This window comes from Rhodococcus sp. R1101 (genome assembly GCF_000278445.1).
Taxonomy (GTDB): domain Bacteria; phylum Actinomycetota; class Actinomycetes; order Mycobacteriales; family Mycobacteriaceae; genus Rhodococcus; species Rhodococcus gordoniae.
Genome location: NZ_AJVB01000044.1, coordinates 1 through 16,555, shown reverse-complemented (window position 1 = coordinate 16,555; position 16,555 = coordinate 1). Strand labels below are relative to the sequence as shown.

General features: G+C 67.4%; 14 protein-coding genes. 11 read left to right on the top strand and 3 right to left on the bottom strand.

The genetic code is table 11. The annotated features are described in order from the left end of the window. A partial coding sequence (locus R1101_RS0105785) for an EamA family transporter (RefSeq protein ID WP_016932519.1) occupies positions 1-322 on the bottom strand: 322 nt, incomplete at its 3' end. Positions 323-393: 71 nt separating this feature from the next. Here R1101_RS0105785 and R1101_RS0105780 point away from each other — a divergent pair. Next, positions 394-1,290: a LysR family transcriptional regulator gene (locus tag R1101_RS0105780; RefSeq protein WP_016932518.1), complete on the top strand. Its 897-nt coding sequence runs from the start codon at positions 394-396 to the stop codon at positions 1,288-1,290. A gap of 180 nt (positions 1,291-1,470) precedes the next feature. On the opposite strand, the gene leuA is transcribed toward R1101_RS0105780, so the two are convergent. Next, positions 1,471-3,282 carry a 2-isopropylmalate synthase gene (leuA, locus tag R1101_RS0105775; protein ID WP_016932517.1) on the bottom strand — a complete coding sequence of 604 codons (1,812 nt, stop codon included), beginning with the start codon at positions 3,280-3,282 and terminating at the stop codon, positions 1,471-1,473. A 445-nt stretch (positions 3,283-3,727) separates the two neighbouring features. On the opposite strand from leuA, the gene R1101_RS0105770 reads away from it, so the two are divergent. The 10 genes from R1101_RS0105770 (at position 3,728) to R1101_RS0105725 (ending at position 15,719) form a co-directional block, all read left to right on the top strand. Then, on the top strand, positions 3,728-4,993 hold the full coding sequence (locus tag R1101_RS0105770; protein WP_016932516.1) for an aspartate kinase: 1,266 nt from the start codon (positions 3,728-3,730) through the stop codon (positions 4,991-4,993). A gap of 2 nt (positions 4,994-4,995) precedes the next feature. Next, a complete protein-coding gene (locus R1101_RS0105765; RefSeq protein ID WP_016932515.1) occupies positions 4,996-6,057 on the top strand; it encodes an aspartate-semialdehyde dehydrogenase in 1,062 nt (353 codons plus the stop codon). A 140-nt stretch (positions 6,058-6,197) separates the two neighbouring features. After that, positions 6,198-6,776, top strand: a complete 579-nt coding sequence (locus R1101_RS0105760; protein ID WP_016932514.1) for a TetR/AcrR family transcriptional regulator — start codon at positions 6,198-6,200, stop codon at positions 6,774-6,776. Then, positions 6,773-8,278, top strand: coding sequence for a flavin-containing monooxygenase (locus tag R1101_RS0105755; protein WP_016932513.1), 1,506 nt, complete (start codon positions 6,773-6,775; stop codon positions 8,276-8,278). The genes R1101_RS0105760 and R1101_RS0105755 overlap by 4 nt, the downstream gene beginning before the upstream one ends. Further along, positions 8,275-9,987: an FAD-dependent oxidoreductase gene (locus R1101_RS0105750; protein ID WP_016932512.1), complete on the top strand. Its 1,713-nt coding sequence runs from the start codon at positions 8,275-8,277 to the stop codon at positions 9,985-9,987. Before R1101_RS0105755 ends, R1101_RS0105750 begins: the two co-directional genes overlap by 4 nt. Further along, a complete protein-coding gene (locus R1101_RS0105745; RefSeq protein ID WP_026002927.1) occupies positions 9,980-10,612 on the top strand; it encodes an acetoacetate decarboxylase family protein in 633 nt (210 codons plus the stop codon). Before R1101_RS0105750 ends, R1101_RS0105745 begins: the two co-directional genes overlap by 8 nt. A 105-nt stretch (positions 10,613-10,717) precedes the next feature. Then, entirely contained in the window at positions 10,718-11,152 is a 435-nt protein-coding gene (locus R1101_RS0105740; RefSeq protein ID WP_026002926.1) for a Fur family transcriptional regulator, read from the top strand. 94 nt (positions 11,153-11,246) lie between these two features. Beyond that, a complete protein-coding gene (locus R1101_RS0105735) occupies positions 11,247-12,707 on the top strand; it encodes a catalase (RefSeq protein WP_016932508.1) in 1,461 nt (486 codons plus the stop codon). A gap of 354 nt (positions 12,708-13,061) precedes the next feature. Further along, positions 13,062-13,895, top strand: a complete 834-nt coding sequence (locus R1101_RS0105730; RefSeq protein WP_016932507.1) for a metal-dependent hydrolase — start codon at positions 13,062-13,064, stop codon at positions 13,893-13,895. 75 nt (positions 13,896-13,970) lie between these two features. After that, the gene (locus R1101_RS0105725; protein ID WP_026002925.1) at positions 13,971-15,719 is read left to right on the top strand and encodes a cholesterol oxidase substrate-binding domain-containing protein; all 1,749 of its coding nucleotides are present in this window, start codon (positions 13,971-13,973) and stop codon (positions 15,717-15,719) included. 10 nt (positions 15,720-15,729) lie between these two features. Here R1101_RS0105725 and R1101_RS0105720 read toward each other — a convergent pair whose 3' ends face one another. Continuing rightward, positions 15,730-16,251: a YdcF family protein gene (locus R1101_RS0105720; RefSeq protein ID WP_026002924.1), complete on the bottom strand. Its 522-nt coding sequence runs from the start codon at positions 16,249-16,251 to the stop codon at positions 15,730-15,732. Between the last annotated feature and the right edge of the window lie 304 nt (positions 16,252-16,555).

Sequence of the window (16,555 nt, the reverse complement as noted above, 5' to 3'; positions counted from 1 at the left end):
GGAACAGCGCGGCGAGCAGGACCGTGAAGGGCGCGGACGACTGCAGTACGAGGGACGCGAGGCCGGTGGGCAGACCGGCCTCCATCGCCCAGAAGAGGAACGCGAACTGGGCGAAACCGAATCCGGCGCCGTAGAGCAGGAGCCAGCGCAGCGGAACGGCGGGTCGCGGGACGAACAGCACCACCGGGACGGCGATGACCGCGAAGCGCAGACCGGCGAAGAAGAACGGAGGGAAGTGGTCGAGACCCATCCTGATCGCGAGGAAGTTGCATCCCCAGAGCACCACAACAGTGAGAGCGAGCAGACGGTCCCGGAACGACATGCATCGATTCTTTGCTGAGGAAACAATCAGATCAAGCGAATGTTTCTGAAGCGATCGTGTAATTTTTCTACATGGATGTCGCGCGCATGCGGATTCTTCGCGAACTCGCCGACCGCGAGACGGTGGCCGCGACCGCTGCGGCCCTGTCGATGACGCCGTCGGCCGTGTCGCAGCAGCTCAAGGTGCTCGGGCGGGAGGCGGGAGTCCCGCTGCTCGAACCGGACGGTCGCCGGCTACGGTTCACCGACGCGGGTCGTGCGCTGGTGGTGCGCGCCGACGAGGTGCTCGACGCCCTCGACCGGGCGACCGACGAGATGGCCGCCTACGCGCGGTCGCCTCGCGGGCGGGTACGCGTGGCGTCGTTCCCCTCGGGGGCGGCGCTCCTGCTCCCGGCCGTGCTCGAAGCGGCCGAAGCGATCGGTGTGGAGCTGGACGTGAGCGACGAGGACGTCCCTGCCTCGGCCGCACCCGCTCTGCTCGCCGACTACGACGTGGTGCTCACCCACCGCGACGAGCGATCGGCGCCGCTGTCGGGCCCCCGCCTCCATGTCGAGACGCTGATGCGTGAACCGATCGATCTCGTCCTGCCGTCCGGGCACCGCCTCGCGTCGCAGGAACGCGTGCGGGTCGACGAACTCGCGGGGGAGAGCTGGATCAGTGTGCGGGGTGGTTTCCCCGTCGACGACGTGCTGCTCTCCGTCGCCGCGATGACAGAGATACGGCCGCGAGTTGCGCACCGCATCAATGACTTCCGCGTCATCGAAGAGCTCGTGGCGGCGAGTCGCGGGGTGGCGCTGCTGCCCCGCTACTCGGTGCTGCACCCGGCGCTGGTGCGGCTGCCGTTGGCCGGGGTGCGCGCGGCGCGGATCTACGAACTCGTCACCCGCCCGGGCGCGGCGCGACGACCGGCCGTGGGCGCGGTGCTCGACAGCTTCCGTGCCGCCGCGGCGCGGAAGCTGTCGAGGTGAGAAACGACGCGATCGTGCGGGTCGGGCGAGCGCCCCGGCCTTCAGTGCATCGAACTCGTCCCGGTCGATGACACCGTCGTCGAGCAACTGTCGATGTCCGGATGAATGGCCGGGGTGAAATCCCGGACAACGACGAATGCGGTGGCCCTCGAAGGGGCCACCGCATTCCTGTCGGAAGGGTCAGCGGTGCGAACGGTTCACCGCGGAGACCACCGCGCGCAGCGACGCCGTGGTGATCGACGGGGCGATACCCGCGCCCCACACCAGCGTGGTCGTGCCGTCGGGACGCGTGACGTCGGCCTCGACGTATGCGGCGGCGTTGGCGTCGTCGCCGGCGGACATGGCGTGCTCGGCGTAACCGCGGACGGCCACCTGGTAGCCCAGCGACTCGAGGGCATCGACGAAGGCTGCCAACGGGCCGTTGCCGGTACCGGAGATCTCCTTCTCCACGCCGTCGACCACGAGCACAGCGGTGATGGTGTCCTCGCCGTCGTCGGTCTCGGCTGCGGTGACCTTCTGCCGGATGCGTTCGAGCGGCGTGACCGGAGCCAGGTACTCCTCGTGGAAGATGTCCCACATCTCCTTGGGACTGACCTCGCCACCTTCGCCGTCGGTGACCTTCTGCACGGCCTGCGAGAACTCGATCTGCAGACGTCGCGGCAGGTTCAGGCCGTGGTCCTGCTTCATGATGTACGCGATGCCGCCCTTGCCGGACTGCGAGTTCACGCGGATCACGGCCTCGTAGGTACGGCCGACATCCTTCGGGTCGATGGGCAGATACGGTACGGCCCAGGTGTGGTCGTCGACGTCGACGCCGGCGGCCTCCGCGTCGACCTTCATCGCGTCCATACCCTTGTTGATCGCGTCCTGATGGCTGCCGGAGAAGGCGGTGTAGACCAGGTCGCCGCCGTAGGGATGGCGCTCGGGGACGGGCAGCTGGTTGCAGTACTCGACGGTGCGGCGGATCTCGTCGATGTTCGAGAAATCGATCTGCGGGTCGATGCCGCGGCTGAACATGTTCATGCCCAGGGTCACCAGGCACACGTTGCCGGTGCGCTCACCGTTGCCGAACAAGCAGCCCTCGATACGGTCGGCGCCGGCCTGGTAACCCAGTTCGGCCGCCGCGACACCGGTGCCGCGGTCGTTGTGCGGGTGCAGCGACAGGATGATCGAATCGCGCTTCGCCAGGTTGCGGTGCATCCACTCGATCGAATCGGCATACACATTGGGCGTGGCCATCTCGACCGTTGCCGGCAGGTTGATGATGACCGGGTTCTCCGGGGTCGCGCCGAGGGTCTCGACGACCGCGTCGCAGACCTCCTTGGCGTACGACAGTTCGGTTCCCGTGTAGGACTCGGGGGAGTACTCCCAGCGCCAGTTCGTGTCGGGGTGGTTCTTCGCCTCCTCGAGCACCAGTTCGGCCGCGTCGGTGGCGATCTTCTTCACCGTCTCCTTGTCGGCCCGGAACACCACGCGCCGCTGCAGGATCGACGTCGAGTTGTAGAAGTGCACGATCACGTTCTGTGCCCCGGCGCAGGCCTCGAAGGTGCGCTTGATCAGTTCGGGACGGGACTGCGTCAGGACCTGGATGGTGACGTCGTCGGGAATCGCGCCGTCTTCGATGATCTCGCGGACGAAGTCGAAATCGGTCTGGCTCGCGGACGGGAAACCGACCTCGATCTCCTTGTACCCCATACGCACGAGCAGATCGAACATGCGCCGCTTGCGAGCGGGGCTCATCGGGTCGATCAGGGCCTGGTTGCCGTCGCGCAGGTCCACGGCACACCACGCGGGAGCGCGATCGATGATCTTGTCGGGCCAGGTGCGGTCGGGCAGCGAGACCGGCTCGACCTCCTCGGCGAACGGCCGGTACCGGTAGGCCGGCATCGACGAATTCTTCTGCTTGTTCCACGACGGCTGGTCGGCCGGGCCCGGCTTGCTCGGCGGCGTGATGGTGCGCGAGCCGGAGGTGAAAGCGTCGGCGGGTGACATGACGTAACTCCAAAGAGAAAAAGGGACCTGTAGGCCCAGATCGAATATCGACCGGCGCGTCGAAACCCCGCGACGGGAAGCCGGTCTGGTCAGATCCCGCCGCGGCGGCCGAGGAGAAGCACGCGCTGCATGTGGAGAAGTGTATCGCGACATCCCCCACAGCAACCAAGTGGCACCGCCCACACCCGACCGGATCGCCGGCTCGTGACCCGATCGATACACACTCGCCGGACACGACGGGTGATGGGCGGGTCGATGGGATCGTGCCCCGTTCATCCATCCCCGGCCCACGGAATCGGACCTGTACTTCGCCGCGTCCCGATGGAGCGACCGCACCGTCATGCTGTTGCACACGACACTTTCCTGAGACGCCCCGGGGCGACGAAAGGCACGGTCGGTAAGCTGGGCCACTGGACTTGTTCCCGAAACTCGGAGGTTGGCCAGCGTGGCACTCGTCGTCCAGAAGTACGGAGGATCCTCGGTCGCGACGGCCGAGCGGATCCGGCGCGTCGCTGAAAGGATCGTCGAGACCAAGAAGGCGGGCAACGACGTCGTGGTCGTCGTCTCGGCCATGGGAGACACGACCGACGAACTCCTCGATCTCGCGCAGCAGGTGTGCCCGGTCCCGCCGGCCCGCGAGATGGACATGCTCCTCACCTCCGGTGAGCGCATCTCCAACGCCCTCGTCGCGATGGCGATCCACTCGCTCGGCGCCGAGGCCCGGTCGTTCACCGGTTCGCAGGCGGGCGTGATCACCACGGGCAGCCACGGCAAGGCGAAGATCATCGACGTCACCCCCGGCCGTGTGCGCACCGCCCTCGACGAGGGCAGCATCGTGCTCGTCGCCGGCTTCCAGGGCGTGAGCCAGGACAGCAAGGACATCACGACTCTCGGTCGTGGCGGTTCGGACACCACCGCCGTCGCACTCGCCGCCGCGTTGAAGGCCGACGTCTGCGAGATCTACACCGACGTCGACGGCGTGTTCACCGCGGACCCGCGCATCGTCAAGGACGCGCAGCGGCTCGAGAAGGTCTCGTTCGAGGAAATGCTCGAGCTCGCCGCGTGCGGCGCGAAGGTTCTCATGCTGCGGTGCGTGGAGTACGCCCGCCGCTACAACGTGCCCGTGCACGTTCGTTCGTCGTACACCACCAAGCCCGGCACCATCGTGTCCGGATCGATGGAGGACATTCCTGTGGAAGAGGCCCTGATCACCGGCGTTGCGCACGATCGCAGCGAAGCCAAGATCACCGTCGTCGGAATCCCCGACACCCCCGGTTACGCCGCCAAGGTGTTCCGTGCCGTCGCCGACGCCGAGATCAACATCGACATGGTGCTGCAGAACATCTCGAAGGTGGAGACCGGCAAGACCGACATCACCTTCACCTGCCCGAAGAGCGACGGGCCGCGTGCGGTCGAACTGCTCACCAAGCAGCAGAGCGATATCGGCTTCACCCAGGTCCTCTTCGACGACCACATCGGCAAGGTCTCCCTCGTGGGTGCCGGTATGAAGAGCCATCCCGGTGTCACGGCCAAGTTCTGTGAGGCTCTCGCCGGCTCCGGTATCAACATCGACCTGATCTCGACCTCGGAGATCCGCATCTCCGTCCTGGTCGACGACAACGAACTCGACGACGCCGTGCGCGCGCTGCACGCGGCATTCGAGCTCGGCGGCGACGAAGAAGCCGTCGTGCACGCAGGAACGGGGCGGTAACAGTGACCACCGATCACGCGAGCCGGGCGACGGGGACGACCGTCGCAGTCGTAGGTGCCACCGGTCAGGTCGGCATCGTCATGCGCACTCTGCTCGAGGAGCGCAACTTCCCCGCCGACACGGTGCGGTTCTTCGCGTCGGCCCGCTCGGCCGGCAAGAAGCTGCCGTTCCGCGGTGAGGAGATCGTCGTCGAGGACGTCGCCGCGACCTCCGACGAGGATCTGAAGGGCATCGACATCGCGCTGTTCTCGGCCGGGGGCACCCTCTCCAGGGAGCAGGCGCCGCGGTTCGCGGCGGCCGGTGCGATCGTCGTCGACAACTCGTCGGCGTGGCGCAAGGATCCCGAGGTCCCGCTCGTGGTGAGCGAGGTCAACCCGGAGCAGGTGAAGAACCCCCCGAAGGGCATCATCGCCAACCCGAACTGCACCACCATGGCTGCGATGCCGGTGCTCAAGGCGCTGCACGACGAGGCCGGGCTCCAGCGTCTGATCGTGTCGAGCTACCAGGCCGTCTCCGGTAGCGGCCTGGCGGGCGTCGAGGAACTCGTCGGCCAGGTGCGTGCCGTCGCCGACGAGGCCGACAAGCTCGTCCATGCGGGTGACGCGGTCGACTTCCCGGCCCCGAACAACTACGTCGCCCCCATCGCGTTCAACGTGGTGCCGCTCGCGGGTTCGATCGTCGACGACGGATCCGGTGAGACGGACGAGGACCAGAAGCTGCGCAACGAGTCACGCAAGATCCTCGGTCTGCCCGACCTGCTCGTGTCGGGCACGTGCGTACGTGTTCCCGTCGTGACCGGTCACTCGCTGTCGATCAACGCCGAGTTCGAGCGGCCACTGTCGGTCGAACGTGCGCAGGAACTGCTCGCGAACGCGCCGGGCGTCCGACTCGTGGACGTCCCCACCCCGCTCGCGGCAGCGGGCGACGACGTCTCGCTCGTGGGTCGTATCCGCCAGGACCCGGGTGTTCCGGAGGGGCGCGGTCTCGCGCTCTTCGTCTCGGGCGACAATCTGCGCAAGGGTGCTGCTCTGAACACGATCCAGATCGCGGAGCTGCTCGTCTAGCGATCTTCCGGGCTTCTCGACGGAGCGGGCGGACCTCTTCCGGGTCCGCCCGCTCCGTCGTTTCTCGGGGTGACCTGCACTCCGGGCATTATTTACAAGCAGTCTGGACTGTTTGTTGTTTTCCCATTACGCTTCGCAACGTGATCGAGGACACTGCGCCGAACAGTAGCCGGACCCAGGCGGAACGCACAGCCGCGACGCGAGGCAAACTGCTCGACGCCGCGGTCGACTCGCTCGTCGAACACGGTTACTCGGGCACCAGCACCCAGGGCATCGCCAAACGTGCCGGAGTCTCGCGAGGCGCCCAGCTCCACCACTTCCCGACGAAGGAGAGTCTCGTCGTCGCGGCGGTCGGGCACCTCGTCGACAAGCGACTGCGGGAGATCCTCGAGACACGGCCCGACCCGGAGCACGGCTTCGAGGCCCTCATGGATGCCTTCTCCGGGCCGCTCTTCGCCGCAGCGCTCGAACTGTGGGTCGCGGCCCGGACCGATCCGTCCCTGCACGAGGCCATGATCCCGCTCGAGCGCAAGGTCTCCGACGCTCTTCGCACCGGATGCCTCCAGATCATGGGCGACCGGGTCTCACCCGACCACATCGACCTCAGCATCGAAATCGCCCGGGGCTTCGCCGTCTCGGCCCTGATGCGTACCCCCGAATCCGATCGAGAATTCCGGGAGCGCCTGCTCCCGGTCTGGAAGGCGCTGGTGATGAAATGAGTCTCGCACTGCTTCCCGATCACGTGCACACGCTCGTCGTCGGCGCGGGCTTCGGCGGCATCGGTATGGCCGCAACGCTGTTGCGCGAGAACCGCGATGCCGACGTCCTCGTCCTCGAGCGCGGTGACGATGTCGGTGGAACCTGGCGTGTGAACACCTATCCCGGTGCCGCATGCGATGTTCCGAGTGCGCTGTACTCGTTCTCCTTCGCACCCGAACCCGACTGGTCGCGAGCGCACGGCACCCAGGAGGAGATCTACGCGTACCTCCGCCGCGTCGCCCGTGAGCAGGGCGTCACCGACCGGACGATGTTCGGATGCGAACTGCGTGAGGCGCAGTGGGATGCCGAGCGTGCCGTGTGGCGGATCTCCACCTCCCGCGGCGATCTGACCGCCGACGTGCTCGTCGCCGCGACCGGCACTCTCTCCACGCCCGTCCATCCGAAGGTTCCCGGACTGGACTTGTTCCGCGGCAAGAAGTTCCACTCGGCCGAGTGGGATCACGACCACGACCTCACCGGCGAGCGTGTCGCCGTCATCGGTACGGGAGCCTCGGCCGTCCAGTTCGTGCCGGCGATCGTCGATCGCGTCGAGCACCTCACGCTGTTCCAGCGCACCGCCTCCTGGGTGATGCCCAAGCACGACCACGTCATCGCGCGGTCGGTCCGCACGCTCTACCGGCGTCTCCCCGTCACCCAGAAGATCGTGCGCGCAGGGGTCTACGGGCAGAAGGAGATCTACGTCGTCGGAATGACGAAGCCTTTCGCCCGTAAGTACTTCCTGCCGCTGTTCGAGGTTCGGGCACGGCAGGTGCTGCGCAGGAGCGTGCGCGATCCCGAACTGCGCAGGCGTCTGACACCGGACTTCGTGATCACCTGCAAGCGGATCCTCCTGTCCAACGACTGGTTCCCCGCCATCACCCGGCCGAATGTGGACGTCGTGTCCTCCGGTCTGGCGGCGGTCACCGAGAACGGTGTCGTCGACGACGACGGCACCGAATACCCCGTCGACACGATCATCTTCGGCACCGGTTTCACGCCGACGGAACCACCTGTCGCGCACCATATCCGTGGGATCGACGGCCGCACACTCGCCGAGACGTGGGACGGCAGTCCGTCGGCCTATCTCGGGATCACCGTGCCCGGCTTCCCGAACCTGTTCCTCATGTACGGACCCAACACCAACCTCGGCCACAGCTCGATCGTGTACATGCTCGAATCGCAGGCCGATTACATCTCCGACGCGCTGCGCACGATGGAGCGCCGGGGAATTGCAGCCGTGGAGGTGCGCGACGACGCGGTGCGCCGTTACACCGCCGACCTCGATCCGGCACTGGACGACACGGTCTGGAACCAGGGTGGCTGCAGCAGCTGGTACATCGACGAGAAGGGCCGCAACTCCGTGATGTGGCCGACCTTCACGTGGCAGTACCGGGCGCGGACCAAGCAGTTCGACCCGGAGAGCTACACCGAGCACCGAGCGACGGGAGGGGCGAGCGCATGACCCACTACGACGTCCTCGTCATCGGATCCGGATTCGGCGGCAGCGTTGCAGCACTGCGCGCCACCGAGAAGGGTTACACGGTGGGAGTTCTCGAAGCCGGCCGGCGCTTCGAGGACGACGAGCTGCCCGAGACGAGCTGGCGGCTGCGCAAATACCTGTGGGCGCCCCAGCTGGGGTGCTACGGGGTGCAGCGTATGCACCTGCTGCCGAACGTGCTCGTCATGGCCGGTGCGGGTGTGGGCGGCGGGTCGCTGAACTACGCCAACACCCTGTACAAGCCCCCGACGCCCTTCTTCCGCGACCCGCAGTGGGGTCACATCACCGACTGGGAAGCGGAACTGGCGCCCTACTACGACCAGGCGGCCCGGATGCTCGGGGTGCGCCCCAACCCCGGCACCACTCCCGCCGACGAAGTGATGCGCCAGGTCGCCGACGAGATGGGTGTGGGCCACACCTACACGACCACCCCGGTCGGTGTGTTCTTCGACGAACCCGGCAAGACGGTTCCCGACCCGTTCTTCGGCGGAGCGGGCCCCGACCGCACGGGATGCACCGAATGCGGCAGCTGCATGACGGGTTGCCGTGTGGGAGCGAAGAACACGCTCGTCAAGAACTATCTCTACCTCGCCGAGAAGGCCGGTGCGCACATCCACGCACTCACCACGGTGACCCGTGTGGTGCCCCGTCCGGGCGGCGGATACGAGGTCCACACCCGCAGCACCGACGGGATCAGGAAGCAGCGCAAGGTCTTCACGGCCGACCAGGTGGTGGTCGCAGCCGGTACCTACGGCACGGCTCGCCTGCTGCTCGCGAGCCGGGAGACGGGTGATCTTCCGAACCTGTCGCCTGCTCTGGGCACCGTGGTGCGAACCAACTCCGAGGCGGTGCTCGCCGCGACCGCGCAGGATCGTGTCGTCGACTACACGCAGGGCGTGGCCATCACGTCGTCCTTCCATCCCGACGACCACACGCACATCGAGCCGGTGCGGTACGGCAAGGGCAGCAATCTGATCGGCCTGCTCCAGACGCTGCTCGTGGACGGTGGCACCCGTATGCCGCGACTGCTGAGGTTCTTCGGTGTCGCCGCGAAGAATCCCGGTGCCTTCCTCCGCTCGCTGTCGGTGCGGAACTGGTCGGAGCGCACGGTGATCGCCCTGGTCATGCAGACCGACGACAACTCGCTCGAGCTCGCGACGCGCCGCACGCCGGTCGGCCGGGGACTGACCGGCAAGCCGGGGCCGGGCACCCCGCCGCCCGAGTGGATCCCGGTGGGTCACGAGGCGGTTCGCCGCGTCGCCGACAAGATCGGCGGTGACGCCGGTGGTTCGATCGCCGATCTGTTCGACATCCCGATGACGGCGCACTTTCTCGGCGGCTGTGCGATCGGGGATTCACCGCGTAGCGGCACCGTCGATCCGTATCTGCGCGTCTACGGACACGAGGGGCTGCACGTCGTCGACGGGTCCGCGGTGAGCGCCAACCTCGGCGTGAACCCGTCGCTCACCATCACCGCGCAGGCCGAGCGTGCGATGGCGCTGTGGCCGAACAAGGGGGAGAAGGACAACCGGCCGCCGCTCGGTTCCGCGTACGAGCCCGTGCAGCCCGTCCGGCCCGTGCGACCGGCCGTGCCCGTCGATGCTCCGGCGGCGCTGAGGCTCCCGATCACCCCCGTGCGAAAGGAGAGCACCCGTGCTCTGGACAGTGCCTGAGTGCAGGGACGACCGCACCGAGTACCCGGTCTCACCGCCGCCGCCCTGGCCGGCCGCCGTGCGGGCCACCCTGTGGTGGCATCGCAGCACGCCGGAGGCCGCCGAATACGGCCCGACCGGGCCGACACTGCCCGTCACGCTGGCGATGGCGGTCGATTATCTCGACTCGCCGGTCGGACCGTACCGCGAGGTGCTCGCCAGCCCGGTTCTGCGTCGCGGCCTGATCCCGGCGATGGCGGTGCCGTTCATCGCCGTCGATTCCGAGCCGTCGGTGCACGGAGGTCGCGAGCACTGGAAGCTGCCGAAGGTGCTTGCGAAGTTCGACGGAGACGTCCTCGGCGACTTCTCCGCGACCGGCGCGCGGTGGAGTGTCGCCACGTCGACCGTTCCGAAGGGGCCCGAACTGCCGATCGCGGGTGGGCTGACCTTCGCCCAGCCGATTCCCGGTGGTGCGGTCCGACGCGCCACGGCCCGGCTGCGGGGCAGGTTCCGCTACGCGCGGGTCACCGTCGCCGCGGAGGGACCGACGCTGAGCCGCTGGCTGCGCCCGGGCACCCACCACGGCATCGTCATCACCTCCGGGCGGATGTCGACGGGCCGGTCGCGGGTCGTGCACCGGGTGTAGGTCACCGGGTGTCGTGCGTGCGCTGATGGACCTGGTGTTCGGTCCACCGGCGACCGCATCGATCCTTTTCTTGACTTATTCCAGAAAAGGGGCATACTTGGGGTCGTGCAACAAGGACGCGAGGATCACTTCGACCCCCAGGAGCAACTGCGCTCCGTGGGTCTGCGGGTGACCGCTCCCCGCGTTGCCGTACTGAGAACCGTTGCCGAGCATCCCCATTCGGATGCAGACCGGATCGCCGCACATGTGCGCGACGAACTCGGTTCGGTGTCGACGCAGGCTGTGTACGACGTACTCAAGGCATGCGTGGGGAACGGGCTGCTCCGCCGGATCGAACCGGCCGGTTCACCCGCACGGTACGAGACCCGCATCGGCGACAACCATCACCACCTCGTGTGCCGCGCATGCGGCACGGTCGTCGACATCGACTGTGTCGTCGGGGCAGCGCCCTGCCTGACGCCGTCCGACGACCACGGCTTCGTCATCGACGAAGCGGAGGTCACCTTCTGGGGCCTGTGCCCCTCCTGTCGCGAGAACTAGCTCCCGCTCACTTCGCCGGTGGCCCGGCCCGCCACGGGTCGAGCTGCCGGGTTCGTGTCCCGAGAACCCGAACCCACGTATTCGGAGGTCATCCATGACGAACACCCGTTTCACCACGAACAACGTCGGTATCCCCGTCGCGAGCGACGACGAGTCGCTGACCGCCGGCGCCCAGGGCCCGATCCTGCTCCACGACCACTACCTGGTCGAGAAGCTCGCGCACTTCAACCGCGAGCGCGTACCCGAGCGCGTCGTGCACGCCAAGGGCGCCGGTGCGTTCGGTGAGCTCGTCGTCACCGAGGACGTCTCCGCCTACACCAAGGCCGAGCTGTTCCAGCCCGGTGCGACAACCGAGATGCTGGCCCGCTTTTCGACCGTCGCCGGTGAGCAGGGCAGCCCCGACACCTGGCGCGACCCGCGTGGCTTCGCCCTGAAGTTCTACACCGGGGACGGGAACTACGATCTCGTCGGCAACAACACCCCGGTCTTCTTCATCAAGGACCCCATCAAGTTCCCCGACTTCATCCATTCGCAGAAGCGCCTGCCCGGCTCCGGCCTGCGCGACCATACGATGCAGTGGGATTTCTGGACTCTGCGTCCCGAGACGGCGCACCAGGTCACCTGGCTGATGGGCGACCGCGGCCTGCCGCGCACCTGGCGGCACATGGACGGTTTCGGTTCGCACACCTACCAGTGGATCAATGCCGCCGGTGAGCGCTTCTGGGTGAAGTACCACTTCAAGACCGACCAGGGCATCGAGTTCCTCACCCAGGCCGAGGCCGACCGCCTGGCCGGTTCCGATCCCGACTACCACCGCGCCGACCTGTACACGGCGATCGAGCGCGGCGAGTTCCCGAGCTGGACGCTCCACGTGCAGATCATGCCGGTCGCGGAGGCGGAGAACTACCGGTTCAACCCGTTCGACCTGACCAAGGTGTGGTCGCAGAAGGACTACCCGTTGATCAAGGTCGGCACCATGACCCTGAACCGCAACCCGCGCAACTTCTTCGCGGAGATCGAGCAGGCCGCGTTCGCGCCGTCGAACATCGTGCCGGGCATCGGTTTCTCGCCCGACAAGATGCTGCTCGGCCGCGTGTTCTCCTACGCCGACGCCCATCGCTACCGCATCGGCGTCAACCACGCACAGCTGCCGGTGAACTCCGCGAAGGCCGCCCGTGTCGACTCCTACAGCAAGGAGGGCAGCATGGCCTACACCTTCGGCGACCCGCAGACGCCGGTCTACGCACCGAACAGCTTCGGCGGCCCGCACGCCGACCCCGAGCGGGCCGGTGACGAAGGCCTGTGGGACTTCGGAACCGAGGCCGTGCGGGCGGGATACGTGCAGCACCGCGAGGACGACGACTTCGCCCAGGCGGGCATTCTCGTCCGCGAGGTGATGGACGACGCGGCACGTGAGCGGCTCGTGAACAACATCGTCGGTCACGTCCTCGGCGGTACCTCGGAGGCGCTCTACGAGCGGATCTTCGAGTACTGGCGCAATGTCGACGAGGAACTCGGCAAGCGGGTCGAGGCGGGCGTGCGCGCCGGAGCCTGATCCGTCACCGGGGAGCCGGCGGGATCAGAGGAGCCCCCACCAGTAGATCAGCGCCGCCAGCGCCAGCACGATCAGCGTGGTATCCATGTCGCTCTCCCTCCGGACCTTCGGCCATGCGCCGTTCGCGGCGCCGACGGTACAACTCCATCTTCCTCGCGGACGAGGAATCCGGCACGGATGACAGGGCCGTCCACCGCTCCGGTGGGCGGCCCCGTCCGTATCCGGGCACCATCTCGCTCGTTCGAACATGCGTGTGACAGCTGTGTCGGCTGTGGTTGTTAGGTTGGAGACCCGGACCGGCGGTGTCCCCGTCGGGGCGGGTCCGCGGCCGTTCTTCGAAAGGTGTTGCCCGACATGGTGATGGGTCCTACCCATGCAGTTTCCGGAGCGCTGGTGGGGCTCGTCGTCGCCGATCTGCTTCCTCCCGACTGGGGTGCGCCCGCGTCCACCGCGGAGACCTTCGCCTTCGCAGCGGTGTGCTCGGGGGCGGCCCTGCTGCCGGATCTCGACACGGCGCAGTCGACGGTCGCGAGGTCGTTCGGGCCTGTGAGCCAGATCTGCGCCAAGGGCGTCGACGCGGTCTCGCTCGGTTACTACTCGCTCACCAAGGGAAGCCGCGACCGGAAGCGACGTGGCGGGCACCGCACCATGACGCACACCGCCCTGTTCGCGGCGCTGCTCGGCGCCGGAGTCTCGGCACTCGTCGCGAGCTTCGGCAGGGAAGCGATCATCGGGGTCCTGTTCGTCACCCTCGGCCTCGCTCTGCGGGGACTGTTCGGGTCGTGGGCCAACAAGCGTGGGTGGGTGATCGTCACCCTGAGCGCTGCCGTGCTGTCGATCCTGTCGTGGACGTGGTTCCCTCAGGAGGTCGCATCGACGGGCCTGGGTGTGGCGGTGGCCCTCGGGTGCGCCACCCACTGTCTCGGTGATGCCATCACCAAGGAAGGCATCCCCTTCCTCGCGCCGTTCGTGCCGTGGCGCGGGTCGCGCTGGTGGGAGATCAAGCTGCCGTCGGTGCTGTCCATCCGTGCGGGCGGCCCGTTCGAGCTCGGCATCCTCGGTCCCGCTCTGACCGTGGCGGCGGTCGCGATGGGGATCTGGTCGGTCGACGGCGCTCCCGAACACATCCTCGGCACGCTGGAGGCATCGGGACTGTCGTTCTGGAGTGAGGGCGGCGCAAACCGGTAGCAGTACTGGAACGAAAAGAGAACTTGTTCTATTTTTGCGGAGTCCGTGCCCGCAGAACAGAACGGAACCCGCCCCGTGAGCGATCGAGCCTCAGGCCCCACACTCAGCCGTCGCGGTCTTCTCGGAGCGGCCGCCGGAGCCGCTGTCCTCGCAGGCACGGGATGGACTCTCGCGGGGGCCGTGCCCCTCGGCGACCCGGCCGCGACCATCCCGGCGCCACCGGATTTCCCGGCCGACATCCCGCTCTCGCAGCAACAGTTCGTCAACTGGGCGAAGACCATCCGGTTCGACGCGGTGTGGACCGCGACCGCGCGCACCGCCGACGACGTCGTCCGCCTCGCCAACTGGGCACACATCCACGGCTTCCGCATCCGCCCTCGTGGATCGATGCACAGTTGGAGTCCGCTCACCCTCGAAGCCGGCCAGGACATCGGCAACGTCGTGCTGGTCGACACCATGTCGCAACTGAATCAGGTCGTCGTCGACTCCGCCGCCGCACCTCCGCGCGTGACGGCAGGTGGCGGGGCGAGCATCGAAGCGATCCTCACCGCGCTCGAAGCGCACGGACTGGGCTGGGCCAATTCGCCCGCCATCGGCGACATCTCCATCGCGGGCGCACTGTCGATCGGAGCCCACGGCGCCACCTATCCCGCAGCGGGGGAGACGGTGATCCCGGGCCAGTCGTTCGGATCCCTCTCCAATCTCGTCCTGGCCCTGACCGCCGTGGTGTGGAACCCGTCGGCCGGTGCCTACGAACTGCGCGAATTCCGGCGTGCCGAACCGGAGATCGGACCACTGCTCGCCCATCTCGGACGCACCTTCGTCACCTCGGTGACCCTGCAGGCCGGGGCGAACTACCGGGTGCGCTGCCAGAGCTTCACCGACATCCCGTGGCGCGAACTGTTCGCGCCGCCCGGCTCGCCGGGACGCACCTTCGAGCGCTACGTCGAGAAGCACGGGCGGGTCGAGGCGATCTGGTTCCCCTTCACCGAGACACCGTGGCTCAAGATCTGGTCGATGTCGCCGGAGAAGCCCGCCGCCTCCCGCGAGGTGCAGGGCCCGTACAACTACTACTTCTCGGACAGTCTCCCCGAGGAACTCACCGACCTGCTGGGACAGGTCGTGCGCGGCGCCCAGGGCGTCACACCGGCCTTCGGCGCATCACAGTTCGGTGCGGTGGCGGCGGGGCTCGCCGCGACCGGCACGAACGATCTGTGGGGATGGTCCAAGGACCTGTTGTTCTACCTCCGCGCGACGACCCTGCGGGTCGTCGCGGGCGGGGGCGTCGTCGTGACCCGGCGCGACAACATCGCCCGCGTCATCAACGAATTCACGACGTGGCTGCACGAACGGATGACGCACTACGCCTCGCAGGGGCAGTACCCCGTCAACATGCCCTTCGAGGTGCGGCTGTGCAAGGTCGACGACGTCGACGAAGTGCTCGTCGACGCCGCCGGAGTGCCCGACCTGTCGGCGGTGCGCCCTCGTCCCGACCGGCCCGACTGGGACACCGCGATCTGGCTCAACGTGGTCTCCATCCCCGGAACCGTCGGAATGCCGGCGTTCTTCCGGGAGATGGAACAGTGGATGGCCGCCCACTACTCGGGCGACTACGCGACGTTCCGGTCGGAATGGTCGAAGGGATGGGCGTTCGACGAACAAGGCGGCTACCGCGACCCCGGTTTCCTCGGGAGCACGGTGCCGGCCATGTACCGCACCGGGTTGCCGTCCGGGCAGGGCTGGGACGCCGCGCTCGCGGCCTTCGAACGGCACGACCCGCATCGAGTGTTCAGCAACCGGTTCCTCGACCGCTTGCTGCCCTGATCGTCCGACGTCAGCATCCCGTATGCGAGAAGGCCCGCAGGTAACCCGCGGTTTGATAGGCGTACGCCCACGCCCAGTACGACAGGGCGATGTCGCCGGGGCTGGCGGCCATGATGAGTTCGCCGTCGAAGCAGCGCTCGAGGATGAAACGCGCCCGGGAGACGTGTGGCACGAACGTCACGACGATGACGCTCTTCCAGTCGTGCTGCTGGGCGAGACGGCTCAGTTCCATCGCCTCACCGCGCGTGGTGGGTGGGTCCGGTTCGAAGCACGTGACGGAAAATTCGTAGCGCGGGTGGTTGCAGAGGTCCGTCAGCCAGACATCTTTCGCGCCATTGGGATTCGACATCACGACCTGGGGCGCGAAGCCGTCGAGCGCGAGTTCGAGCGCATAGGGGTAGCGCTCGTATATCGCTCCGCCGAGGACGAAGATCGCATCCGCTCGGCGGTACGGACTCAGGTTCTCGATTTCGATCTGCGGGGCCACGTAGACGGGCACGCCCGCGGCGACGAAGGCACACACGGTGAGCAGGAGGACGGCGAGCCACCGTCGTCGGGAGCGGGGCCCGGTCGTCAGCGTGGAACCACCGGAGTTCTCCGGCGTGTTCTCCCGGGAGGCCCTGTGTCGTCGCGTCATCCGCCGATTTCCGTTCCCCCCGACCGGAGCCGGGACGTCTCGCGGGTGCACTGCCGCGTTTCAGTTTAAGTGAGACAAGTCGGTTTTTACCTCTGAAACAAACTCGAAGAACTTTTGCGAGGGTGCGGCGTCCGCTTTTCCTGCGGAGAAGCACCAACTCCGGGAGCGAGCGGCATATTCTGCTCATACACCCTGCGGC

What these genes read in the sequence shown, in the direction of transcription:
- R1101_RS0105735 (WP_016932508.1), top strand. Translation starts at nt 11,247, where the DNA reads ATGACGAACACCCGTTTCACCACGAACAACGTCGGTATCCCCGTCGCG.
- R1101_RS0105750 (WP_016932512.1), top strand. Translation starts at nt 8,275, where the DNA reads ATGACCCACTACGACGTCCTCGTCATCGGATCCGGATTCGGCGGCAGC.
- R1101_RS0105730 (WP_016932507.1), top strand. Translation starts at nt 13,062, where the DNA reads ATGGTGATGGGTCCTACCCATGCAGTTTCCGGAGCGCTGGTGGGGCTC.
- R1101_RS0105755 (WP_016932513.1), top strand. Translation starts at nt 6,773, where the DNA reads ATGAGTCTCGCACTGCTTCCCGATCACGTGCACACGCTCGTCGTCGGC.
- leuA (WP_016932517.1), bottom strand. Translation starts at nt 3,282, where the DNA reads ATGTCACCCGCCGACGCTTTCACCTCCGGCTCGCGCACCATCACGCCG.
- R1101_RS0105780 (WP_016932518.1), top strand. Translation starts at nt 394, where the DNA reads ATGGATGTCGCGCGCATGCGGATTCTTCGCGAACTCGCCGACCGCGAG.